The organism is Streptomyces sp. NPDC001407 (assembly GCF_042895325.1).
Classification (GTDB): Bacteria; Actinomycetota; Actinomycetes; order Streptomycetales; family Streptomycetaceae; genus Streptomyces.
Genome location: NZ_JBIAWF010000013.1, coordinates 72,507 through 92,043, shown reverse-complemented (window position 1 = coordinate 92,043; position 19,537 = coordinate 72,507). Strand labels below are relative to the sequence as shown.

Sequence of the window (19,537 nt, the reverse complement as noted above, 5' to 3'; positions counted from 1 at the left end):
CGTGGGGGCGCGAGCTATCTGCGTCGAGCTGGAGAACTGAGAACCCTCTCAGTCCCTGTTCTCGGCCCGGCTCGGCGTGTGATCTTCCCCCACCTTTCATGACTCTCCCGTGAGGCCAAGCCGCCATGCGCTCGACGCAGATCCGCAAGACCTTCACCGACTTCTTCACCTCCCGCGGCCACCAGCTCGTCCCGTCCAGCCCGCTGGTCCCGGACGATCCCACCCTGTTGCTGGCCAACGCCGGGATGAACCAGTTCAAGCCGTACTTCCTCGGCGAGACCACCCCGCCCTTCCCGCGCGCCACCAGCATCCAGAAATGCGCGCGGACCTCGGACATCGACAACGTCGGCCGCACCAACCGGCACGCCACGTTCTTCGAGATGATGGGCAACTTCTCCTTCGGCGACTACTTCAAGGAAGACGCCATCGCCTTCGCCTGGGAACTCCTCACCCAGGGTTACGGGCTGGAGAAGGACAAGCTCTGGATCACCGTCTACGAGGACGACGACGAGGCCGAGCACATCTGGCGCCGCATCGGCGTCCCCGCCAGTCGCATCCAACGGCTCGGCATGGAGGACAACTACTGGTCCATGGGCGTCCCCGGACCCTGCGGGCCCTGCTCTGAGGTCAACTACGACCGCGGCCCCACCTTCGGCAAGGAAGGCGGCCCCGCCATCGACGGCGAACGCTACGTCGAGATCTGGAACCTGGTCTTCATGCAGTTCCAGCGCGGCGAGGGCGACAAGAAGGGCAACTTCCCCATCCTCGGCGAGCTCGCCCGCAAGGGCGTCGACACCGGCCTCGGCTTGGACCGGCTCGCCGCGATCCTTCAGGACGCGCAGAACGTCTGCACCACCGACCTGCTGTTGCCTACCATGCACACCGTCCAGGACCTCGCCGGCCACGCAATGCCCGACGAGGGCGAGGAGAAGGTGTCCTTCCAGGTCGTCACCGAGCACGCCCGCTCCATCGCCTTCCTCATCGCCGACGGCGTCCTGCCCGCGAAGGACGGCCGCGGCTACATCCTGCGGCGCCTGATGCGCCGAGCGATCCGCCACGCCCGCCGCCTCGGCATCGACGGCCCCGTCCTGCCCGCCACGACCGCCAGCGTCATCGGCAACCTCGGGACCGTCTGGCCCGAGTTGACGAGCCAGGCCGCACTGATCGAGCAGGTCGTCACCGCCGAGGAGGAGTCCTTCACCCGTACCCTCGCCCAGGGCACCCGCCTGCTGGACGCCGCGATCTCCCACACCCAGGGAAGTGGCTCGGCCGCCCTGCCCGGCGAGACCGCCTTCGAGCTCGCCGACGCCTACGGCTTTCCGCTCGAGCTGACCGTCGAGGCCGCCCGCGAGGCCGGCCTGACCGTCGACGAGGAGCGGTTCGCCGCGCTGCTGGACGAGCAGAAGAAGCGTGCGAAGGCTGGCGGCAAGGCCAAGACCGCCGAAGCCCTGCGCAAGATGGACACCTACCGCGAACTGGCTGCCAGCCTGCCGCGCACCGAGTTCCTCGGCTACGAGCACCTCACCGCCGAAGCCACCGTCACCGGCTTGATCTCCGGCGGCACCGTCGTCCCGGCCGCCGGAGCCGGCAGCGAGGTGGAACTGGTGCTGGACCGCTCACCTTTCTACGCCCAGGCCGGCGGGCAGATCGGCGACACCGGCACCCTGATCATGGCCGACGGCACCGTTCTGGAGATCACGGACACCCGCTACGGGCTGGAAGGCTTCCGCGTCCACGCCGCCCGCGTCCTAGAGGGTGAGCTCCGTACCGGCACGAGCGGCGAAGCGGTCGTGGATGCCGAACGCCGGGCCGGCCTCATGCGCTCGCACTCGGCCACCCACATTCTGCACGCCGTCGTCATGACCACCCTCGGCGATCACGCCCGCCAGCAAGGCTCCCTCGTCGAGCCCGACCGGCTCCGCTTCGACTTCGCCCACTTCGCCGCCCTCGCCCCCGAGCAGCTCACCGCCATCGAAGCGGCCGTCAACGGGCACGTCCTCGACGACCCGGAAGTGCGGGCCTGGCACGCCGACCGGGCCGAGGCCGAAGCCGCCGGGGCCATCGCGCTGTTCGGAGAGAAGTACGGCGAGCGCGTCCGCATCGTCGACATCGGCGACTTCTCCCGCGAGCTGTGCGGCGGCACCCACGTCGCCCACGGCTCCCAGGTCGGCACCTTCCGCCTGCTCTCCGAGTCCTCGATCGGCTCCAACCTCCGCCGCGTCGAAGCCCTCACCGGCCACGGCACCCTCCGCCACCTCGACACCGAACGGCGGCTGCTGAACGAGCTCGCCGGCCTGCTCGGCACCCGCCCCACCGAGGCCCCCGCGGCTCTGCGCAAGCGACTGGACGTTCTTGCCGCCGCCCAGGAGAAGCTGTCCCAGCTCCGGGCCGAAGAACTGCGGCACCAGGCCGGGCACCTCGCTGACCAGGCCCAGCCGACCGGTCATGGGCAGTTGGTCGTCCAGCGCGTCACCGGCGTCGTCCCGGAGGAACTCCGTGGTCTGGTCGCCGACACCCTCGCCCGGCTCGGCCAGAGCCCGGCCACCGTGATCCTGGGCACCGAACACGAGGGCAAGGCCCTCCTCGCCGCCGCGATCTCGCCGGACCTCCACCAGGCCGGCACCCACGCCAGCCAGCTCCTCGCCGAGGCCGCACACAGCGTCGGCGGCGGCTCCGGCGGCAGCGGCCCGCTGGCCAGCGCCGGAGGACGCCGCCCGCAGGCTCTCCCCCAGGCGCTGGACATCGCCGCCCAAGCAGCGACCCGCCTGCTCGACGACCAGTGAGCGCAGAGTGGTGGGGGACCTGCTGACAAGTCCCCCACCAACAACGCCATCCGCAACAGGTCCGAAAATCGTCCGCTACCGGGGTTCACGACTCTCGACAATGCCTCTCGCTCGACGTACCTCTGTGGTGGCGAGAGGCGATCGCCCTCCACGAGAATGCACGGCAGATCGTTCCCGCATCGAAGGATGCCCGCCCATGACCACCAGCCGCTGCGATCACTGCGACCTGATCATCGGAGCCGGCTGCGCGTGTTCGCCGCAACCGCCACAGCGCAAGATCGCCGCCCATCCCGACTGGGGGAACTGGGACCCGAACACCATCCTGATCTCGCCGACCCAGTACGCCCACATCCCCGGCTGCACGCATCTGTCCGAGAGCGAGATCAAAGCCCCGAGATGGGGCTGGACCACCGTTGCCACAGGCACGTGGTCAAGGATCTCCTCCAGCCAGCCCGTGCGAGCCACCGCGGGCAACACGGACCGCGTGGCAACCCGCCGCTGCCAGACGTGCAACGAATCCGCCTGACGCGCTCCGCCTATCCCGGCATCGGAGCGCCGTGCGGGCGGGTGGCTGTGATGCACAGCACACTGCACCCTCCGGGCGGCGCCTATCGGCGGTACCGCAGCGCCTGCGACTCGCAACCGCCCCTCGCTGTCGGCGGCGGCCGGTACCTTTGCAGTGAGTGTTGTGGTCCGCGTTTGACATCGCGGACCGATCGAGCTGTATGGGAGTGGTCGCGGGTGACGAGTGGGCGTCTGACCCTGTCGTGGGTCGGCAGGGACGAGGCCCTGCGGAACACGGCGGACGGCGGATACGAGTGGGTTTCGCGGCAAGACCCGCGGGTCACCGAAGTCCGGCTATTGCAGGAAACCGGAAAGGCCGGCGATGTCACCGGCACGGCAGCGGACAACCTCCTCATTCACGGCGACAGCTATGACGCCTTGCACGCCCTGATCCGTAATCCGGAGTACGCTGATCACTACCGCGGCAAGGTGAAGCTCGTCTACATCGATCCGCCGTTCAACACGGGCCAAGCTTTCCAGCACTACGACGACGCGCTCGAGCATTCTGTCTGGCTCACGATGATGCGTGACCGACTTTTGCTTATCCGTGACCTTCTTGCCCCTGGCGGATCGGTCTGGGTACATCTGGACGATGCTGAGATGGCGTACTGCCGCGTTCTCATGGACGAGGTCTTCGGACGTGGCAACTTCGTCGGGACTGTCGTCTGGCAGAAGATCCACGCTCGCAACAACTCGGCCCAGCATCTCTCCTCGGTGCATGACTACCTCCTCGTCTACGCCCGCTCCAAGGGCGATCTTGTGCTCAACAAGATCGATCGCACCGAGCTGAGCGATCAGGAGTTCTGGAATCCGGACAACGACCCTCGTGGCCCCTGGCGTAGGTCGGACCTCACGGCTTCCCACGCATACGAGGACGGCCGCTATGAGGTGGTCGGTCCACACGGTGATGTGTTTTCCCCGCGAGGCAACCGTTGGTGGTCGTGCTCAAGGGAAACATTCGACGCACTGCGTAAGGACAACCGGCTCTGGTGGGGGAAGACGGGGCGCACCTTCCCGTTCCGAAAGAGGTTCCAGTCGGAACTGGGTGGCCTCGTGCCTACCACCTTCTGGACGCACGACGAGGTCGGCGATAACCGTCAGGCGAAGGCCGAGGTGACCAAGCTCTTCGACCGGTCGCGGATCTTCTCGACCCCGAAGCCTGAGGCTCTCTTGAAGCGCGTGATCCAGATCGCCACTGACCCGGGCGACGTTGTCGTCGACGTGTTCGCCGGCTCGGGCACCACCGCTGCCGTAGCGCACAAGATGGAACGCCGTTGGGTGACTGCCGAGATCCTCGAAGAGACGGCTGAGACCTTCACCCGTCCCCGTTTGGAGAAGGTCGTCGCCGGCGATGACCCGGGGGGCATCACGAAGACCGTTGGATGGGAAGGCGGAGGCGGCTTCAGGATCCTCAAGGCATCGCCGTCCGCGTTCGAGATCGCCGATGGCCGAGTCTTCCTCGCGGATTGGGTCAAGGGCGAAGACTTTGCTGCCGTCGTCGCAGCCCAGTTGGGCTTCATGTACGACAGCGCGGACGGTGGACCGTTCTGCGGAACGAAGGGACGTGCTCGGCTGGCCGTTGTCGACGGCGTCGTGGACGAGGTCGTGGCCCGAGGCGTTATTGGGCATTTGGACGAGGGAGAACGAGCAGTGATCGTCGGCAGGGGCGTCACGCCCGAAGCTGAGAGTCTCGTTGCGGAGCTGAGCCGGGGGTCCAAGGTGCTTAAGGCGCCTCGCGACCTGGTGCGTCGCGGGAAGGCTGTGCGATGACCTGGATTGACTACGACGCCTCGCTCGTGGACGACATCGCGGCGAGGTTGGACCTTCGGGCACCCAATGCGTCGGCCGTTCGTGCGGTTGCCGAAGCCATCGCGGACGGGGACGGCCGCGAAGTGGTGTGCGACCTGGCGACCGGCGTCGGTAAGACGTACATCCTTGCCGGCCTGGTGGACTACCTGGCTGCGCAGGGAGTTCGGAATATCCTGGTCGTCACGCCCGGCACGACGATCCAAGACAAGACGGTCGCCAACTTCACTCCTGGGCATGCGAAGTTCGTGAACGGTAGTGACGCAGAGCCGCTGGTGATCACCTCGGAGAACTTCTCCCGAGGGCAGGTGGGTGACGCCCTGCACGACGACACGGTCACGAAGCTGTTCGTCTTCAACGTGCAGCAGTTGATCCGACCCAGCGACAAGACGTCCAGGCGGGTCCGGGCCCGAGACGAGTTCATCGGCACGGGTCTCTACCAGCACCTTCAGCAGGTAGAGGACCTCGTCGTCATTGCGGACGAGCACCACGTCTACAGCTCAAGAGCCAAGTCGTTCAACCAGGCCATCGAGGACCTGGGCGCGCGGGCAGTCGTCGGACTTACCGCAACACCTGCTCCAGGTGTCGAGCCGATCTTCCAGTACTCCCTCGCCGAGGCCATTGCCGACGGCTTCGTGAAGATCCCTGTGATCGTCTACCGCCCGGATGGCCGGAAGGACGAGAGCACGGTCCTCGCCGACGCTTGCCACCTGCTGCGGATAAAGGACGCCGCATGGACTGCCTGGGCAGAAGCACAGGGCAGGACCCCCGTGCACCCTGTGCTGTTCGTGGTATGCCGTGACATCCCTGACGCCGAGCGTGTCGCGAACAGGCTGACAGCCGACGACATGTTTCCCGACGAGGGACAGGTGCTCACCATCACCTCGCAGTCGAGCGACACCGCACTGCGGGCCCTGGCTGAGGTGGAAGAGGCCGACTCGCCGGTGCGCGTCGTGGTCTCGGTGAACAAGCTGAAGGAAGGCTGGGACGTCAAGAACATTGGGGTCATCGTCGGCCTGCGCGCTCTCGCGTCGGAGACCCTGACGGAACAGGTCCTCGGCCGAGGGCTGCGGTTGCCTTACGGGCGCCGGGTTGGTACCCCCATGGTGGACACGGTTGACCTCGTTGCCCACGAGTCCTACCGGCAGTTGCTGGCCAACAAGGACGCGCTGCTGCAACAGGTTTTGCCCGCTGATGGCGGTGACCTGGACAAGGACCGTCCGCAGCCGGCCCCTGTTGCGAACCAGCCGAGCAGCGGCGACGAGCAGCAGATCCTTACCTTTACGTCCCGTCCGCGTGTCATCGGTGACGACTTGGTGGACGGATCTCCGTTGCTGCATGTCGAGTCGTTTGACGCTGTCATGGCCCAAGGCAAGCGTGACACGAAGGCCGTCGCAACGCTTCGCGCCAAGGTCCCCGGTGCGCCGACGATCCGCTTCCCCAGGCGTGAGCGGGAGATTCTTCCTGTTCGTTTCTCCTTCAGCTACATCGACAACACGGCCGCGCGGTCTGAGGGCGCCGCGTACAAGCATGAGTTCAAGGTCCCGTTGGTGCGGCAGGCGGTCGACGCCCAGCGTGGCATGGACAGCAAGGTGGACACGTTCGTGACGGCAGCCGAATCGGTTGACGCCACCCAGAAGTTCATTTCAATCTCCGAGCTCCGCAACGATCTCTTTGGGCGGATCTGGAACAGCGGTTACGTGGAGGAGACGCTTGCCGAATCCCGAGCGGCCGAACGCGTTGTCCGCGAGTTCCTGGCGGGAGCCGGCGTCACTGCGGAAGACCAGGAGCACGAGTGGGGTGAACTGCGTGCCGCCCAGGCAGCCACCGCCCTCGGTAAGTTGGTCAAGACTGCCTACGACACCCGTAAGCTCCAGCCCTCTTACGCCTTCCGACCGGTAGACGTCCCGACTGTGCCCCCGCCGCCCATGCCCTCGAACGTCGTCAGTAAGTGGGCGGATTTCCGTAAGGACCTTTGGTACGAGGGCTGGGAGCACTCGGTCGAACCGGTTGCCTCCTTCGACGCCGGCAGCACCGAGTACGCCCTGGCGCACCTGTTCGACGCGAGCCCCAGCGTCCAGTGGTGGCTGCGCAACTACGACCCGGGCCCCATCTGGATCGAGCGGGACAACGGGAAGAAGTACTATCCGGACTTCATCGTCCTCGACGCCGAGGGAACGTACTGGGTCGTGGAGGGCAAGGCCAACGACCGAGCGAATGATCCCGAGGTGCTGGAGAAGCGGCGAGCCGCTGAGGATTGGGCGCGTTTCGTCCGGGACTATGGCGAGTTCGGCACGTGGCGGTACGTCTTCGCGACCGAGAAGATCATCAAGGATGCCAAGGGGTCGTGGGAGTCCCTGATTGCACTTGCCAAGCCGGAATGATCAACCGTGTTGCGGCGATCAAGGTCAGGCACCTCCGGTTTGGGGAAGCGGAATTCTGCGACCCCATCCGGCACCATCCAGGATGATCTTATGGGGGCCGTCGTAACGCGCATATCTCGGGTTCGAATTCCGGCGGCTACTCCGAAAGATGCCAGGTCGCGCAGTCCGTGACTTGGCCCTTTCTCTACTCCTTCGCCCTGTCCGAGGGCCGGGTCTACGACCTGTTCGCTGGCCTCCACACCGCGCTCGGTGACAGCGAGGTGAGCAAGCGCTGGACTGCCACGAAGACCGGGCTTCTCGCCCTCGCCTCCTGACGCCGCTCGCCCCTGCCTGCACTCCCGGAAGGGCTGGAGGGAAGGCCGACAGTGCCGGAGGTGAGCGAGCGGCGGGCCACCAGGTGGGTGGCCCGCGGTGGAAGCGGACAACAGCTCGCAGATGCGGTCAGCAGAGGCAACTGGGTGCCGCCAGTTGGCGTCGGCCAGTTCCACGACGGCAGATCGCTCGGAGCCGGAAACAGAACGGTGGAGACATGCTGTCCTCGCCTTAACTTCGTCGTCAGGTCCACAACGCACGCCTGCCCGCCACCCCGCAGGTCACCGGCCTCACGCAGGACGAGCTACGGCAGCTGGCCTCCGAGACCCTCGCCCAGTTGCCCGCCGCTCCCTCGATCGTGGTTCTGGCCCTGGAGCACTCCGGCAAGGCCCTGCTCGTCGCGTCCGTCTCGCCTCATCTGCTCAGCCGCGGCGTCCAAGCCGCACAGGTCATCACCCGCGCCGCGCGGACGGTCGACGGAGGAGGCGGCGGCACAGAGCCCTCGCAAGCGCAGGCGGACGCCGCCCCGAACACCTCAACCAGGCCCTCACTACCCTGTCGAGGACGCCAGCGCCCTGCTCGGTGGCCGATAACGTCAGGCGATGCCGACCCGCTCAGCCCCTACTGGCAAGCCGGCGATCCCCGATAGAGACACGAGGAGGGAACGTGGATCATCTCTTTGCCGTTGCAGGTCAGCTGGCAACACCGATTTCACCGACCGGGCTGGCCACGGAAGGGCTCCTGGAACGGCAGCACCTACAGGAGTGGGTGATCGACAACCCTCATGTCCTTGGTGAGTCGGTACTCGTGATCACCGCGGAGTTCGACCGGTGGGCCGACACGGAGGGAGTGCCGGCACGGGACCGTCTGGACGTCCTGGGGCTCGACGCCACCGGTCGCCTCGTGGTGGTTGAGCTGAAGCGGGGAACGGCCGACCGGGACGTACATCTCCAGTCGATCACCTACGCTGCCTTGGTGTCCCGGTTTGACCTTGACACCTTGGCGCAGGCGCACCGCGACTTCCTGGCGGGCAGGGGGCAGGCCGTCGAACTCGAAATGTGCAGGCAACGCCTCCTCGACCATGTGGACGGGGACTGGAGTCCGGAGCTGCTCCAGCGTCCCCGGCAGGTGATCATCGCCGCTGACTTCCCCAAGCAAGTGACCCACACCGTTGTGTGGTTGTCGGAGATGAACCTCGACATCGACCTGGTTCAGGTGGGCCTGTGGAAGGTGGAAGGCCACCTCGTCGTGGGCTTCACCAAGATCTATCCGACGCCGGAAGTGGAGGAGTTCACACTCGCTCCGGCCCGGGTCGAGGCCAAGGTCGCTGCCCAGAAGCTGGAGGAGCGCTCCCGGGCCCGCAAGGCCGCGCACGTCCTGGTCGCCGCTGGCCTTCTGCCGGATGGGACCCGACTGCGGCTGACGCCGAGGCACGGCGCGCCGCAGTCCATTCGCGAGGCCATCCTTGCCTGGGCAGGTGAGGATGCGCGTCGCGCAACGGCCGTCTGGAACAACAACACCGCCAAACCGCTGACCTGGGGCGCCGACGGCAAGCCGTACACGCCGACCGGGCTGGCCAACCACATCTTCAAGAGTGTTACCGGCCGTACACCCGACGGGATACGGGGCACGACCTGGTGGGACGTCGACACCGCTGACACCCCAAGCACAGTTGATCCCGTGGAATGGGAAGCGTTGGCAGGCGCCAGCCTCGCGGACCTGGCCAAGCAGTTCAGCGGAGCCCGCAAGGACTGGACGAGTCTCCACACCCTGCTTAGCGCCATCCCGTCCGGGCGGTGGACCACCTACGGCGACGTAGCGTCTGTCATAGGCAGTCACGCCGTGCCGGTCGGCACCCATCTGGCCACTTGCGGGCAGTGCCCCAACGCGTGGCGAGTCCTCACCGCCGCTGGGCGCGTCAGCAAGGGCTTCCAGTGGACCGACCAGAGGCGCACGGACACACCCGCGGATATCCTCGCGGCCGAAGGGATCCAATTCAACGGCGGAGTCGCCGCTTCGGAAGCCCGCCTGCCGCTGCAGACACTTCAGCGTCTGCTCGACGGCTGACTGTGGCGCTTCCTCCGAGACGGAACAGCGCCGGAGAGGGGCCACCGCCCGGCTGGCAGCCTCAGACAGGGACTCTTGATACGAGGGGGACATGAACCAGTTCGAACTGCGCCGCGTGGAGCAGCAGCTCCGCGAAGCACTGCGAGACACCGCGCTGAGTTGGGTGCTCGATGACGTCGACGCGGCAATCGCCGCTGGAGTGCCTGAGGAGAAGATCCTCCGACGCCGTGCTCAGCGCCGCGGTGACGACACATATGCCGCTAGCCCGATCTCGGTGGCGGCCCGATACGAGGTCGTGGACCGCAGCGAACTTGGCCACGTCGAGTTCGAGGCATCGCGCAAGCGAGGGACGCTGGTCATCGCCACGCGAGCCATGACTGACGAAGAACGTGTCCAGCTCCTCCTGGATGCCGTGAGGCGAGTGCTCGTCGAGCTGCCCGAGATAGAGCTGGAGTCGCTGAAGACACTCCGAGCCGAGTCCGAGGGCGACGCCGGCAGCCGGAGCATCGCCGAGGCAGTCGTATTCGAACCAGACGAAAGCGCTCGATCGCGCCGTAGCCGAACGGAGTTCCGGGCTGATCGGATGCCTGCACAGCGGCGTGCGCGCGTTAGCCAGCTGCTGGCCGATGTGGCGAGGGATGTGCGCAGTTGAATACTGTCGATCACCTGGTCAGCGAGATCAAAAGCCTTCTTGCTGCAGGGGCCGTCTCGTACGACTCCGCTTCAAAACCGAACGACGTCTACGAGGGCTTCATCTTCTCGTTGATCGTCGCCACTGCGAGTCGGCATGGCGCAACTGTCACCTACGAAGATGTCTACGGGGCGAAGGCCAGCAGTCTGGTCTTCCGGACAGGACCTGGTCACCTGTATAGCGACAGCCAGCCTTTTACCCATGCCGTAATCGAATTCGACGGTGCTCCTGCCCTTGAAGTCCACCTCGGTGTGTACGTGACCGGTGCGTCGGGCGTTCTGCATGAGTGCGACGTGCTGGTCCTGCCGGCCGAGGAAGCCGCCTTGAGCCGGGCACAGGGCATCGCACCACGAGGGAGTCAGTGCGTCCTCATCGTTGAGTGCAAGTACTACACCTCCAACCTCGGCATCGGTCTCGCGCGGAACTTCGAGGGACTGCGCGCCGATATCCGCACCCAGAACGAGCTCTTCGTCTCCAACACCAGATCATCGAGCATCGTGCGGTACCTCGATGCCCGAAAGAGGGGATTCGAGCCCGATGTGGTCCCCAACTCACCACAGGCGGGCTACCTCCAGGCGGAAGTCAGGAAGACCTTCAAGAGCTACCTGAGCAAACACACACCCTCAACGGTGATCTGACACCGCTGGCCAAACGCCGCAGCGACAAGAACTCTGCACGAGTGGGCAGTGTCACACCGGACACCCGGCGACCGGGCCGACCCCACGTCGTGCAAATTCGCCTACGCAAGGCGGTGCGGAAGTGCGCCTGCCTTGCCACCGCACCGCCGCTTGGGAGAATTCCGGGAGATGATCTTCCCCCAGAGGCACCGCGACACCACCCGAGACCAACCGCCACCAACGCCTTGACCTGCACGGATACCTTCCACAACAGGCGGCAGGCATGATCGAACCTCATTCGGGACGAAGAGGTCGTGGGTTCAAATCCCGCCACCCCGACAGCCGAAACAGCACTTCAGGCCCGGTTTCCGTTTCAACGGAGACCGGGCCTGAAGTGTTTTTGGGCGCCTGGAGGGCCGGCGGGGAGTGAGCGGGGACCGATCAAGGACGTCGGCTCTCCCGCCAAGCCGAGCCGCTACCGGCCAGCCCTCAGCAGCCCATCGAGAACCCCGGCAGGTGATCTGGGCCACCTTACGGCTCGCACGTCCAACGCCTCCTTCGCGTAGGCACGTCAGGCACCAGCGGTGGCTCAGCCCTCGGGGAGCAGCTCGGGCATCCCATCCACCAGTACGACGACCCCGACCACCTCTCCGGCCTCCGAACGGCCGACCCAGACGGGATGGGTGCCGTCCCCCGTCGTCGCGAAGGCCGCCAGCTCGGCGCCGGAGGCCTGGTCCCGGGTACGCAGCAGGTACGTGGAGTCGGTGATGTCCTCGTACGCGTCCGGGTCTCCCTGGACCAGCCCTCTTTCGAAGAGCGTGAGGAGCGGCTCCCAGGCACCGGCGTCAGCGAAGCACCCCGTGGCACCGTCGGTGTCGAAGCCGAAGATCCCGTTCTCCCGGAGCAGGCGGGGGTCGTCGCCGGGCCGGCGGGCCATCTCCCAGGTCGCAGCGGGAGCGTCGCTGACGAGCACGCGGACGGCCGTGGTGTCCGTGCGTGTGACTTCGCTCTGCTCCCACTCGCAGTGGTAGGTGTGGCGGGCCTGCGCCTCCTCCAGTACGTACTCCCCCGGCGGGACGGGGACCGTGATGTGCGGCCCGTCGCCGTTGTCGCTGTCCGGACCGGATACGGCCAGCAGTCCACTGGGCACACGCAGGGTTCCGATCCGGCGGGGCTCCACGACCGTCATCTCGGGGTGATGTCCGTCGCTCACGCGCGCCCCGGGCCGGAACAGCTCACCGATCGGTCCGGGCTGCGCGGGACGGGGCGGACGCCAGCAGGTGGCGGGCGCGAGACCGGTACCGCCGTCGGCTACCACGGCCGCCTCGGTGATCTCGAACACCGGCGGCTCCGTCAGCCCGTGGAACCGGGCCGAGAACAGCGGCCATTCCCCGAAGACGGGCCGGTCCGTCCAGCGGTCGTGGCGAACCCCAGGCACGGTGACGCGGGAGCCCCCGCGCTTGCCCTGGGGCTCCTCCGTGCGCCGGCCCCTCCCGTCCGGGAAGAGCTCCACGGTGACACGCGGGCACGCCTCGTCGAATTCCGCCATCTCCGGGCCGGTGTAGTGCCAGCCGACGGTGCAGCGGTGCAGTAGCCGCGCCGGGTCGTCCAGCAACCGCATGTCGAGGTGGTGGGTAGCGCGGCCCTGGGCGTCGTAGACCCACAGCCCGACATGGTGGTCCCGCCAGGAAACGAGCCGGACCTCCAGAGGAGACTCCCGGCCCGCCATCCGGTAGACCACGACGTACGGAAGCCCGGCGGCATCCCGCTCACGGGCCTCCTCGACGGATATCGGCCACCAGGGCGCGCGTCTCCAGGTCCCACGCCCGCGCGTACCCCACCTCGACCACCATTGCCGCTCCCCGCTCGTGTACGTGCCGAGCTGGAACATAGCCGCTGCCTCTGACAACGGCCTTATCGGGCTGAAGACGTGTCGGAGCGGGGGCCGCGGTCTGAAACTCACCTGCTGTTCCGGTCCTGCGCCGCCATGACCTCATCGCCGTGCTCGAAGGCCCAGGCACCGAACGCGTCGATCGGGCCGAGCAATGTCCTGCCCAGAGCGGTGAGTTCGTACTCGACACGGGGCGGAGCCTCGGCAAAGGCGTGTCGTTCCACCAGACCGTTGAACTCCAGCCGCCGCAGCGTCTCGGTCAAAACCTTGGGACTGATGCCGCCGATGCGCTCGCGGAGCTCGCCTGGGCGCATGGGACCGTCCCGCAGCACCCAGAGCAGTACGGCGTTCCAGGTGTTGGAGAGAAGGTCGAAGGCGAGGCGGGCTCGGCAATCGGCGAGGTAGGCGTCGGTCGTCACGTACCGAATGGTGCCTGACGGGTTTCCTACTGTCGTCACAGAAGCGGTTGAAGCAAGCGCCGAGAGGGTGGAGCGATGAAGATCGGTGTGCTGGGGACGGGGAACATGGCGGATGCGCTGGCCACGCACTGGGTGCGGGCCGGGCATGAGGTGTTCGTCGGAGGCCGCGACGAACGGAAGGCCCAACGGCTCGCGACACGCATCCGGGGCGGTGCGGGGCACGGGAGTCTGCACGCGGCGGCGCGCTTCGGCGAGGTGGTGCTGGCCGCGCTGCCGTACGGCGCGGGGGCGGACGTCGTCAAGGAGCTCCACGCGGCGCTGAGCGGGAAGGCCTTGCTCGACTGTGCCAATCCGGTCGGGCCCGGCTTCCGGCTGCTGACGGAAGGCGGCCCCTCGGCGGCGGCCCGGCTTTCCGCGGCGGCACCGGATGCGCGGGTCGTCAAGGCGTTCAACCTCTGCCACGAGGACGTGTGGCGGATGACCCCGCCGGTCTTCGACGGTCAGCCTCTCGCCGTTCCGGTCTGCGGGGACGACGAGGCCGCGCTCACAAAGGTGTACGAGCTGGTGCGGGATGTGGGCTGCGAGCCGGTGGCCGCAGGCGGGCTGGAACGCGCCGGACTGCTGGAGGCGACCGCCGCGCTGTTCATCGGGCTGTGGGTGGCGGAGCAGGTGGACGTACGGGCGATCGCGCCGCCGTTGGCATATGCGACGGGCCCAAGCGCCGACAGTGTGTGAGACGTACCGGGCATTGCGTCAGGAGTTCCGAGAAGCACCGGCGCCTCTGTTCATCAGGCGCGCTCGGATTCCCCTCCGCCTTGGGGCGATCGTCGTCTGTCCTGGTCCGGTGCCGGGCACCCTGACGGTCTCGTGCGCCCAGCACCGTCACCACGTTGACGAGCCGCCCCGCCTCCCCCTCACCCCCGCCTCCACCCCCCTTCGATCTCCTCCAGAGACCGCCCCGCCGTCTCCGGCACGCTTTTCGCGACGTACCACGCGCCCGTCGCCGAGAGGGCCGCGAAGAGGGGGAAGACCGAGTTGCCCAGGGCGTCCAGGGTGTCCGGGAAGGTCAGGGAGAAGAGGAAGTTGGCGAGGTACTGCGTGAAGGTCACCACGCCCATGCCGAGCGCTCGGGCGCGCAGGGGCAGGGCTTCGGGGCAGTAGAGCCAGAAGACCGGGCCCAGGCCGAAACCGAAGGCGAAGGTGTAGAGGAAGACACACGCCACGGCGAGCATGGTGGCGCTCGGGAAGAGGGCGAGCACGACCATGGGTGGCGCCTGCGCCGCCAGGGAGAGGGTCAACAAGCGGACGCGGCCGACGCGTTCGATGAAGGGCAGCGCGAGAGCGGTCGACAGGACGAGCGCGGCGCCGACGCCGTAGTTCGCCAGCGTGCCGGCCTCGGCTTCGCCGCCCCCGGCGGCGTGGCGGAAGATGACCGGCGCATAGTACACCACCGCGTTGATCCCGGTGAAGACCTGGAAGAAGGTCAGCGTCAGGATGATGCGGAGGGCGGGGCGGTAGGTGGTCAGCAACTCACGTGGGCCCGCGCGCTGTTCGGCCAGCGAGGCGCGGATCTCGGCCACTTCGGCGTCGGCGGCGTCGCCGCTGGGGCGCAGTCGGCGCAGCACGCGCCGGGCCTCGGTCTCGCGGCCGCGCGTCATCAGCCAGCGCGGTCCGGCGGGGCTCACCACCATGCCGGCCAGGAAGACGAGGGCGGGCAGCGCGCCGAGCCCCAGCATCCAGCGCCAGGCGCCGGACGCCGAGAGCACGTCGTCGACGGAGTAGGCGAGCAGGATGCCGATGTTGACGGCGAGCTGGTAGAGGGCGGTGATCCGGCCGCGCAGCTGCTTCGGTGCGAGTTCGCTGAGGTGGATCAGGCCGAACATGTTCGCCAGGCCGACGGCGAAGCCGAGTACGAACCGGGAGGCCATCAGCGTGGCGGCGTCCGGCGCGAGGCCGCAGCCGGCTGAGCCGGCGAGGAAGACGACACCGGCCACGATCAGCAGCTGCCGTCTGTCCCAGCGCCGCGCGGCCAGCGCGCCGCCGACGATTGCCGGCAGCGCGCCGAGCAGGATCAGGCTGGTGACCAGGCCCTGCTCGGTGGAGCTGAGCCCGAAGCGCGCGGCGAGAGGGTCCAGCGCGCCGGAGATCGCCCCGGAGTCGTAGCCGTAGAGCATCCCGGACAGTGCCCCGAGCGCGGCCACCAGGTGCACCCGCCTCGGCATCGCGCCGCCCCGCCCGGCCTCCCGGGCCACCGCTCCCTCACCGAGCCTGATCCGTGCCACGGGACCTCCTCGGTCTCATGGGGACGCGTCCATGGGGCCATTGGGGCAGATCCGGCGGGAATTTCCCAGACGGCGTCAGGTTCCGGCAGCCGGCCCGCCCCGGTGGCTCACCCGCTCCCGTCCAGGTACGGACCACCGGTAACCCGGGGGACTACTGCGAAGGAACTACTCACCTCCCACCCCAGGGTGAGGCCCCCGGCACGGCCCGCGCGAAAGGATTCGAACGTAAGTCGCCGCGGGCCCGGCGGGCAATCGCCGGGGCCGAAAAGGAAGGACGAAGGTCGTTGGCTGTGGACAGCGGGAGAACGGAAGGGGCGGTGAATTCCATGAACGTCATGAAAAACGGGGGATGTTCAAGGGATGCACAAGCCGACACCGTTGTGGTGATCCGCGAGCTGTCCAAGGAGTACGACGGCAAGAGAGTGGTCAGCGACGTCACCCTGGAGATCCACCGGGGTGAGATATTCGGCTTGCTGGGACCGAACGGTGCCGGCAAGACGACGACGCTGGAATGCCTGACGGGCCTTCGCCGCCCGACGTCCGGATCGGTCGAGGTGCTCGGCCAGGATCCGGCGCAGGGGGCGGAGGAACTGCGCCGGCTGGTCTCGGTGCAGCCTCAGGAAGCCAATCTCTTCCCGCAGTTGACCGTGCGGGAGACCGTCGAACTCTGGGCCTCTTTCTATCCTTCCCCCGACGACATCGACGGTGTGCTTGAGCGCGTCGGCCTGACGGAATCAGCCTTCCGCCGGGTCAAGGCGCTGTCCGGGGGACAAGCACGCCGGCTCCTGCTCGCCGTCGCGGTCGTCGGCCGTCCCGACGTCCTCGTGCTGGACGAGCCGGCGGCGGGGCTCGACCCGCAGGCCAAGGAGCTGTTGTGGGCGGTGGTGCGGCAGCACCGGCGTAACGGGGGGACGGTGCTGCTCACCACCCACGACATGAACGAGGCGACCGAGCTGTGCGACCGCGTGGCCGTGCTCGTGGACGGCCGGGTGGCCGCCTGTGACACACCGGCGCGGCTCGTTTCGGAGCTGACGACCACGAGCGCGGTCACCTTCACCACCGACGCCGGGACCGACCTCGACGAGATCCGCGCCGTACCCGGTGTGACCTCGCTGGAGGCGCGTCCCGACGGGGCCGGGAAAGTGGCCGTCCGGGTCCGGACGACCGAGAGCGACGAGACCTTGCGGCGCATCGCCGCGGAGCCGAAGTGGGCGGCGTCGGAACTGGCGATCACCCGGGGCGGCATGGACGAGGTGTTCCGCACGCTCGCCACGAAAAGCCGGCAGGCCGAGGAGAAGAGCGAATGATTCCCACACTCACTCCCGCCTTCAAGCAATTGGTCAAGGCCAACAGCCGGGAGCTCTTCCGGGACGGCAAGACCATCTTCTTCGTCCTGCTCTTCCCGCTGCTCTTCGTCGCCATGTTCATCGGTATCGGCATGCTCAATACGGGCGGCTCGTACAAGATGGCCGTGACGCCGGCGAAGAACCAGCAGGAAATCGTCCGTGAGCTGTCGCACTCCACCGGGTTCAAGGCCGAGCCGTGGCACAGGAAAAGCCTTCCGGAGAACGGTGACCTCGCCGGTTACGACGCGATCGTCTATCCCTCGGGATCGTCGGACGGCCATGCGCTCGTGGTCGTCGACTCCTCCAAGTTCGGTGCGCTGAAAGGCATCCGGTCGGCGCTGGGGCACAGCGGGATCTCCGCCTCGAAGGTGGATTTCCGGACCCCGGACGGCGGAAAGCCCTTCGACCCGATCAAGATTTCCCTGCCGACCGCGCTGCTGATGGCGCTGATGTCGATGGCCTTCTTCGGCACGGCGACCCCGCTGATCGCGCTGCGGGCCCGCGGCACCCTGCGGCTGCTGGGCACCACGCCGCTGCGCAGGCGGACCTTCGTGCTGGCCCAGGCGCCGGTGCGGCTGGCTCTGGTCGCGGTGCAGCTGGTGGTGCTGGGGGCGATCGCGATCGGGCTCGGCTTCCTGTCGGCGGTGGACGCCGTAAGGGTGCTCGGCACGGGTCTCCTCGGCGCGGCGATGCTCTTCGCCTTCGGGTATCTGGTGGCCGCCCGCATGCGCAACGCCGAGGTGGCCAACGGTCTGCTGGCCGTGCTGATGCCGCTGGTCCTCTTCGCCAGCGGGCTTTTCCTCCCCCTGGACCTCCTGCCCTCCGTGGTGCGGGACGCCTCCAAGGCGCTGCCGACCACCTATCTGGTGGATGCGCTGACCCATGACTTGACCGGTGCCCCTTCCACGTACGGCCTCACCCTCGACTGGCTGGTCCTGGTGGCCGGGGCGGTGCTCTTCGGCGGGCTCGCCGCCCGTCTCTTCAGCTGGGACCAGGGAGAAGAACGATGACCACATCCTCGCTACAGTCCGGCCTGGGCCGGCTCACCGACCTGGACGCCCTGGTGGGGCCCTACGGTCTGGTCAACCGCACACAGCGGCTGCCCAACCACCCGGGTGACGCCCGCTTCCCGATCTTCACCGCCTCGCTCGGCGACATCGCCCACGTGTCGGAGAACGTCGCCGTCTCGGTACGGGGACAGGGCGCGCGCGGTGACATGGACGGCGCGGGCGGCGCACCGGCCCCCGAGCGGGCCGCCCGGCTGAGCGTGGCCGAGGCGCTGGAGCGCTACTCCACCTGCGTCGAGCAGCCCGAGTGGACCATCTGGGCCACCGCCGAGGAGCTCGGTGAAGAGGCCCTGGACCTGCGGAAGTTCCCGCGCTGTTCGCCGACGGAGCTCGCGCACCCCAAGGCGCTGACCGTCGACATCGACACCAGGGCGCCGATGCGCTGGGTGCGGGGCTGGTCGCTCACGCGGCGCGTACCGAAGTGGGTGCCCGCGGTCCAGACGTGGATGCACATCTCACCGCTCTCCGCGGGCGAACGCGCCTGGAACCCCATCTCCACCGGCTGCGCCACGCACACGGACCTCGGCCAGGCACTCGTCAACGCGCTGTGCGAGGTGGTGGAGCGGGACGCGATCGCGCTGACCTGGTACCAGAAACTCGCCCTGCCGCGCATCGAGTTCGACCAGGTGCCGGACGCGCTGGCGCCGTTCCTGGAGAAGTCCCGCAGGAGCCTGGTCGACACGGTCTTCTTCGACGCCACCACCGACCTGGGCATCCCGACGGTCTACTCGATCGACCTGTCCCCGGACAACGAGGTGCTGGGGCAGATGGTGATGTGCAACACCAGCCTCGACCCCGCCGATTCGGTCGCGAAGATCGTCCGGGAGTCCGCGTCCTCCCGCATCGCCATGCAGGCGCAGCGGGAGATGCCGGAGTCCGTCGACGACTTCCAGCACGTCTTCCACGGGGCGTCGTACATGGGCCGGCCGGACCGGCGGTCCGACTTCGACTTCCTCCTGGACAGCCCGGCGCGCCGGGCCTTCAGCGAGATGCCGACCATGACCACCGGGGAGAGCGGACGCGACCTCGCGCTGCTCGTCGACCTGCTCGACCGCGCGGGCTACGAGGCGGTCGCCGTGGAGTGCACGACGGACGAGGCGCGCGACGTCGGCTTCCGCGTGGTGCGGGTGCTCGTACCCGAGCTGATGCCGCTCGCCTTCACCCACCGGGCCCGCTATCTGGCCCACCCGCGGCTCTACGACGCGCCGCGCCGGATGGGCTACCCGGTGCGCCAGGAGGCGGAGATCAACCCGCTGCCGCAGCCGTTCGCCTGAGCACGGCCGCCAAGACCTGACACGTTTCGGAGAA

General features: G+C 67.8%; 16 protein-coding genes. 13 read left to right on the top strand and 3 right to left on the bottom strand.

Going from position 1 to position 19,537, the window contains the following annotated elements:
* The first annotated feature begins 125 nt into the window (after nucleotides 1-125).
* From alaS to ACFY1P_RS19180, 9 genes are all read left to right on the top strand, one after another.
* On the top strand, nucleotides 126-2,783 hold the full coding sequence (gene alaS, locus ACFY1P_RS19220; RefSeq protein WP_390751214.1) for an alanine--tRNA ligase: 2,658 nt from the start codon (nucleotides 126-128) through the stop codon (nucleotides 2,781-2,783).
* A 196-nt stretch (nucleotides 2,784-2,979) separates the two neighbouring features.
* The gene (locus tag ACFY1P_RS19215; protein ID WP_390751213.1) at nucleotides 2,980-3,309 is read left to right on the top strand and encodes a hypothetical protein; all 330 of its coding nucleotides are present in this window, start codon (nucleotides 2,980-2,982) and stop codon (nucleotides 3,307-3,309) included.
* A gap of 215 nt (nucleotides 3,310-3,524) precedes the next feature.
* Nucleotides 3,525-5,117, top strand: coding sequence for a site-specific DNA-methyltransferase (locus ACFY1P_RS19210; RefSeq protein WP_390751212.1), 1,593 nt, complete (start codon nucleotides 3,525-3,527; stop codon nucleotides 5,115-5,117).
* The gene (locus ACFY1P_RS19205; protein ID WP_390751211.1) at nucleotides 5,114-7,537 is read left to right on the top strand and encodes a DEAD/DEAH box helicase family protein; all 2,424 of its coding nucleotides are present in this window, start codon (nucleotides 5,114-5,116) and stop codon (nucleotides 7,535-7,537) included. The genes ACFY1P_RS19210 and ACFY1P_RS19205 overlap by 4 nt, the downstream gene beginning before the upstream one ends.
* A gap of 167 nt (nucleotides 7,538-7,704) precedes the next feature.
* The gene (locus ACFY1P_RS19200; protein ID WP_390751210.1) at nucleotides 7,705-7,851 is read left to right on the top strand and encodes a hypothetical protein; all 147 of its coding nucleotides are present in this window, start codon (nucleotides 7,705-7,707) and stop codon (nucleotides 7,849-7,851) included.
* 260 nt (nucleotides 7,852-8,111) lie between these two features.
* Nucleotides 8,112-8,498, top strand: coding sequence for a DHHA1 domain-containing protein (locus tag ACFY1P_RS19195; protein ID WP_390751297.1), 387 nt, complete (start codon nucleotides 8,112-8,114; stop codon nucleotides 8,496-8,498).
* 17 nt (nucleotides 8,499-8,515) lie between these two features.
* Nucleotides 8,516-9,916 (top strand): DNA-binding protein, encoded by a 1,401-nt coding sequence (locus ACFY1P_RS19190; protein WP_390751209.1) that lies wholly within the window; start codon nucleotides 8,516-8,518, stop codon nucleotides 9,914-9,916.
* 91 nt (nucleotides 9,917-10,007) lie between these two features.
* Nucleotides 10,008-10,568, top strand: a complete 561-nt coding sequence (locus tag ACFY1P_RS19185) for a hypothetical protein (protein ID WP_390751208.1) — start codon at nucleotides 10,008-10,010, stop codon at nucleotides 10,566-10,568.
* Nucleotides 10,565-11,245, top strand: a complete 681-nt coding sequence (locus ACFY1P_RS19180) for a hypothetical protein (protein ID WP_390751207.1) — start codon at nucleotides 10,565-10,567, stop codon at nucleotides 11,243-11,245. Before ACFY1P_RS19185 ends, ACFY1P_RS19180 begins: the two co-directional genes overlap by 4 nt.
* Nucleotides 11,246-11,813: 568 nt before the next feature.
* Here the strand turns inward: ACFY1P_RS19180 and ACFY1P_RS19175 are convergent.
* Both ACFY1P_RS19175 and ACFY1P_RS19170 read right to left on the bottom strand, forming a co-directional pair.
* Nucleotides 11,814-13,115, bottom strand: a complete 1,302-nt coding sequence (locus tag ACFY1P_RS19175; protein WP_390751206.1) for a DUF4241 domain-containing protein — start codon at nucleotides 13,113-13,115, stop codon at nucleotides 11,814-11,816.
* Between the two features lie 68 nt (nucleotides 13,116-13,183).
* Nucleotides 13,184-13,534 (bottom strand): helix-turn-helix domain-containing protein, encoded by a 351-nt coding sequence (locus tag ACFY1P_RS19170; RefSeq protein WP_361522267.1) that lies wholly within the window; start codon nucleotides 13,532-13,534, stop codon nucleotides 13,184-13,186.
* Between the two features lie 75 nt (nucleotides 13,535-13,609).
* Between ACFY1P_RS19170 and ACFY1P_RS19165 the strand changes: the two genes are divergently transcribed.
* Nucleotides 13,610-14,269: an NADPH-dependent F420 reductase gene (locus tag ACFY1P_RS19165; protein WP_390751205.1), complete on the top strand. Its 660-nt coding sequence runs from the start codon at nucleotides 13,610-13,612 to the stop codon at nucleotides 14,267-14,269.
* 179 nt (nucleotides 14,270-14,448) lie between these two features.
* Here the strand turns inward: ACFY1P_RS19165 and ACFY1P_RS19160 are convergent, their stop codons facing one another.
* Complete coding sequence (locus tag ACFY1P_RS19160) at nucleotides 14,449-15,816, bottom strand: sugar porter family MFS transporter (protein ID WP_361522273.1); 1,368 nt, start codon at nucleotides 15,814-15,816, stop codon at nucleotides 14,449-14,451.
* A 383-nt stretch (nucleotides 15,817-16,199) separates the two neighbouring features.
* On the opposite strand from ACFY1P_RS19160, the gene ACFY1P_RS19155 reads away from it, so the two are divergent.
* From ACFY1P_RS19155 to ACFY1P_RS19145, 3 genes are read left to right on the top strand one after another with little or no spacing between them, the layout of a single operon-like run.
* Complete coding sequence (locus tag ACFY1P_RS19155) at nucleotides 16,200-17,123, top strand: ABC transporter ATP-binding protein (protein WP_390751204.1); 924 nt, start codon at nucleotides 16,200-16,202, stop codon at nucleotides 17,121-17,123.
* A complete protein-coding gene (locus tag ACFY1P_RS19150) occupies nucleotides 17,120-18,172 on the top strand; it encodes an ABC transporter permease (RefSeq protein WP_361522277.1) in 1,053 nt (350 codons plus the stop codon). Before ACFY1P_RS19155 ends, ACFY1P_RS19150 begins: the two co-directional genes overlap by 4 nt.
* The gene (locus ACFY1P_RS19145; protein WP_390751203.1) at nucleotides 18,169-19,503 is read left to right on the top strand and encodes a YcaO-like family protein; all 1,335 of its coding nucleotides are present in this window, start codon (nucleotides 18,169-18,171) and stop codon (nucleotides 19,501-19,503) included. Before ACFY1P_RS19150 ends, ACFY1P_RS19145 begins: the two co-directional genes overlap by 4 nt.
* Nucleotides 19,504-19,537 lie beyond the last annotated feature (34 nt).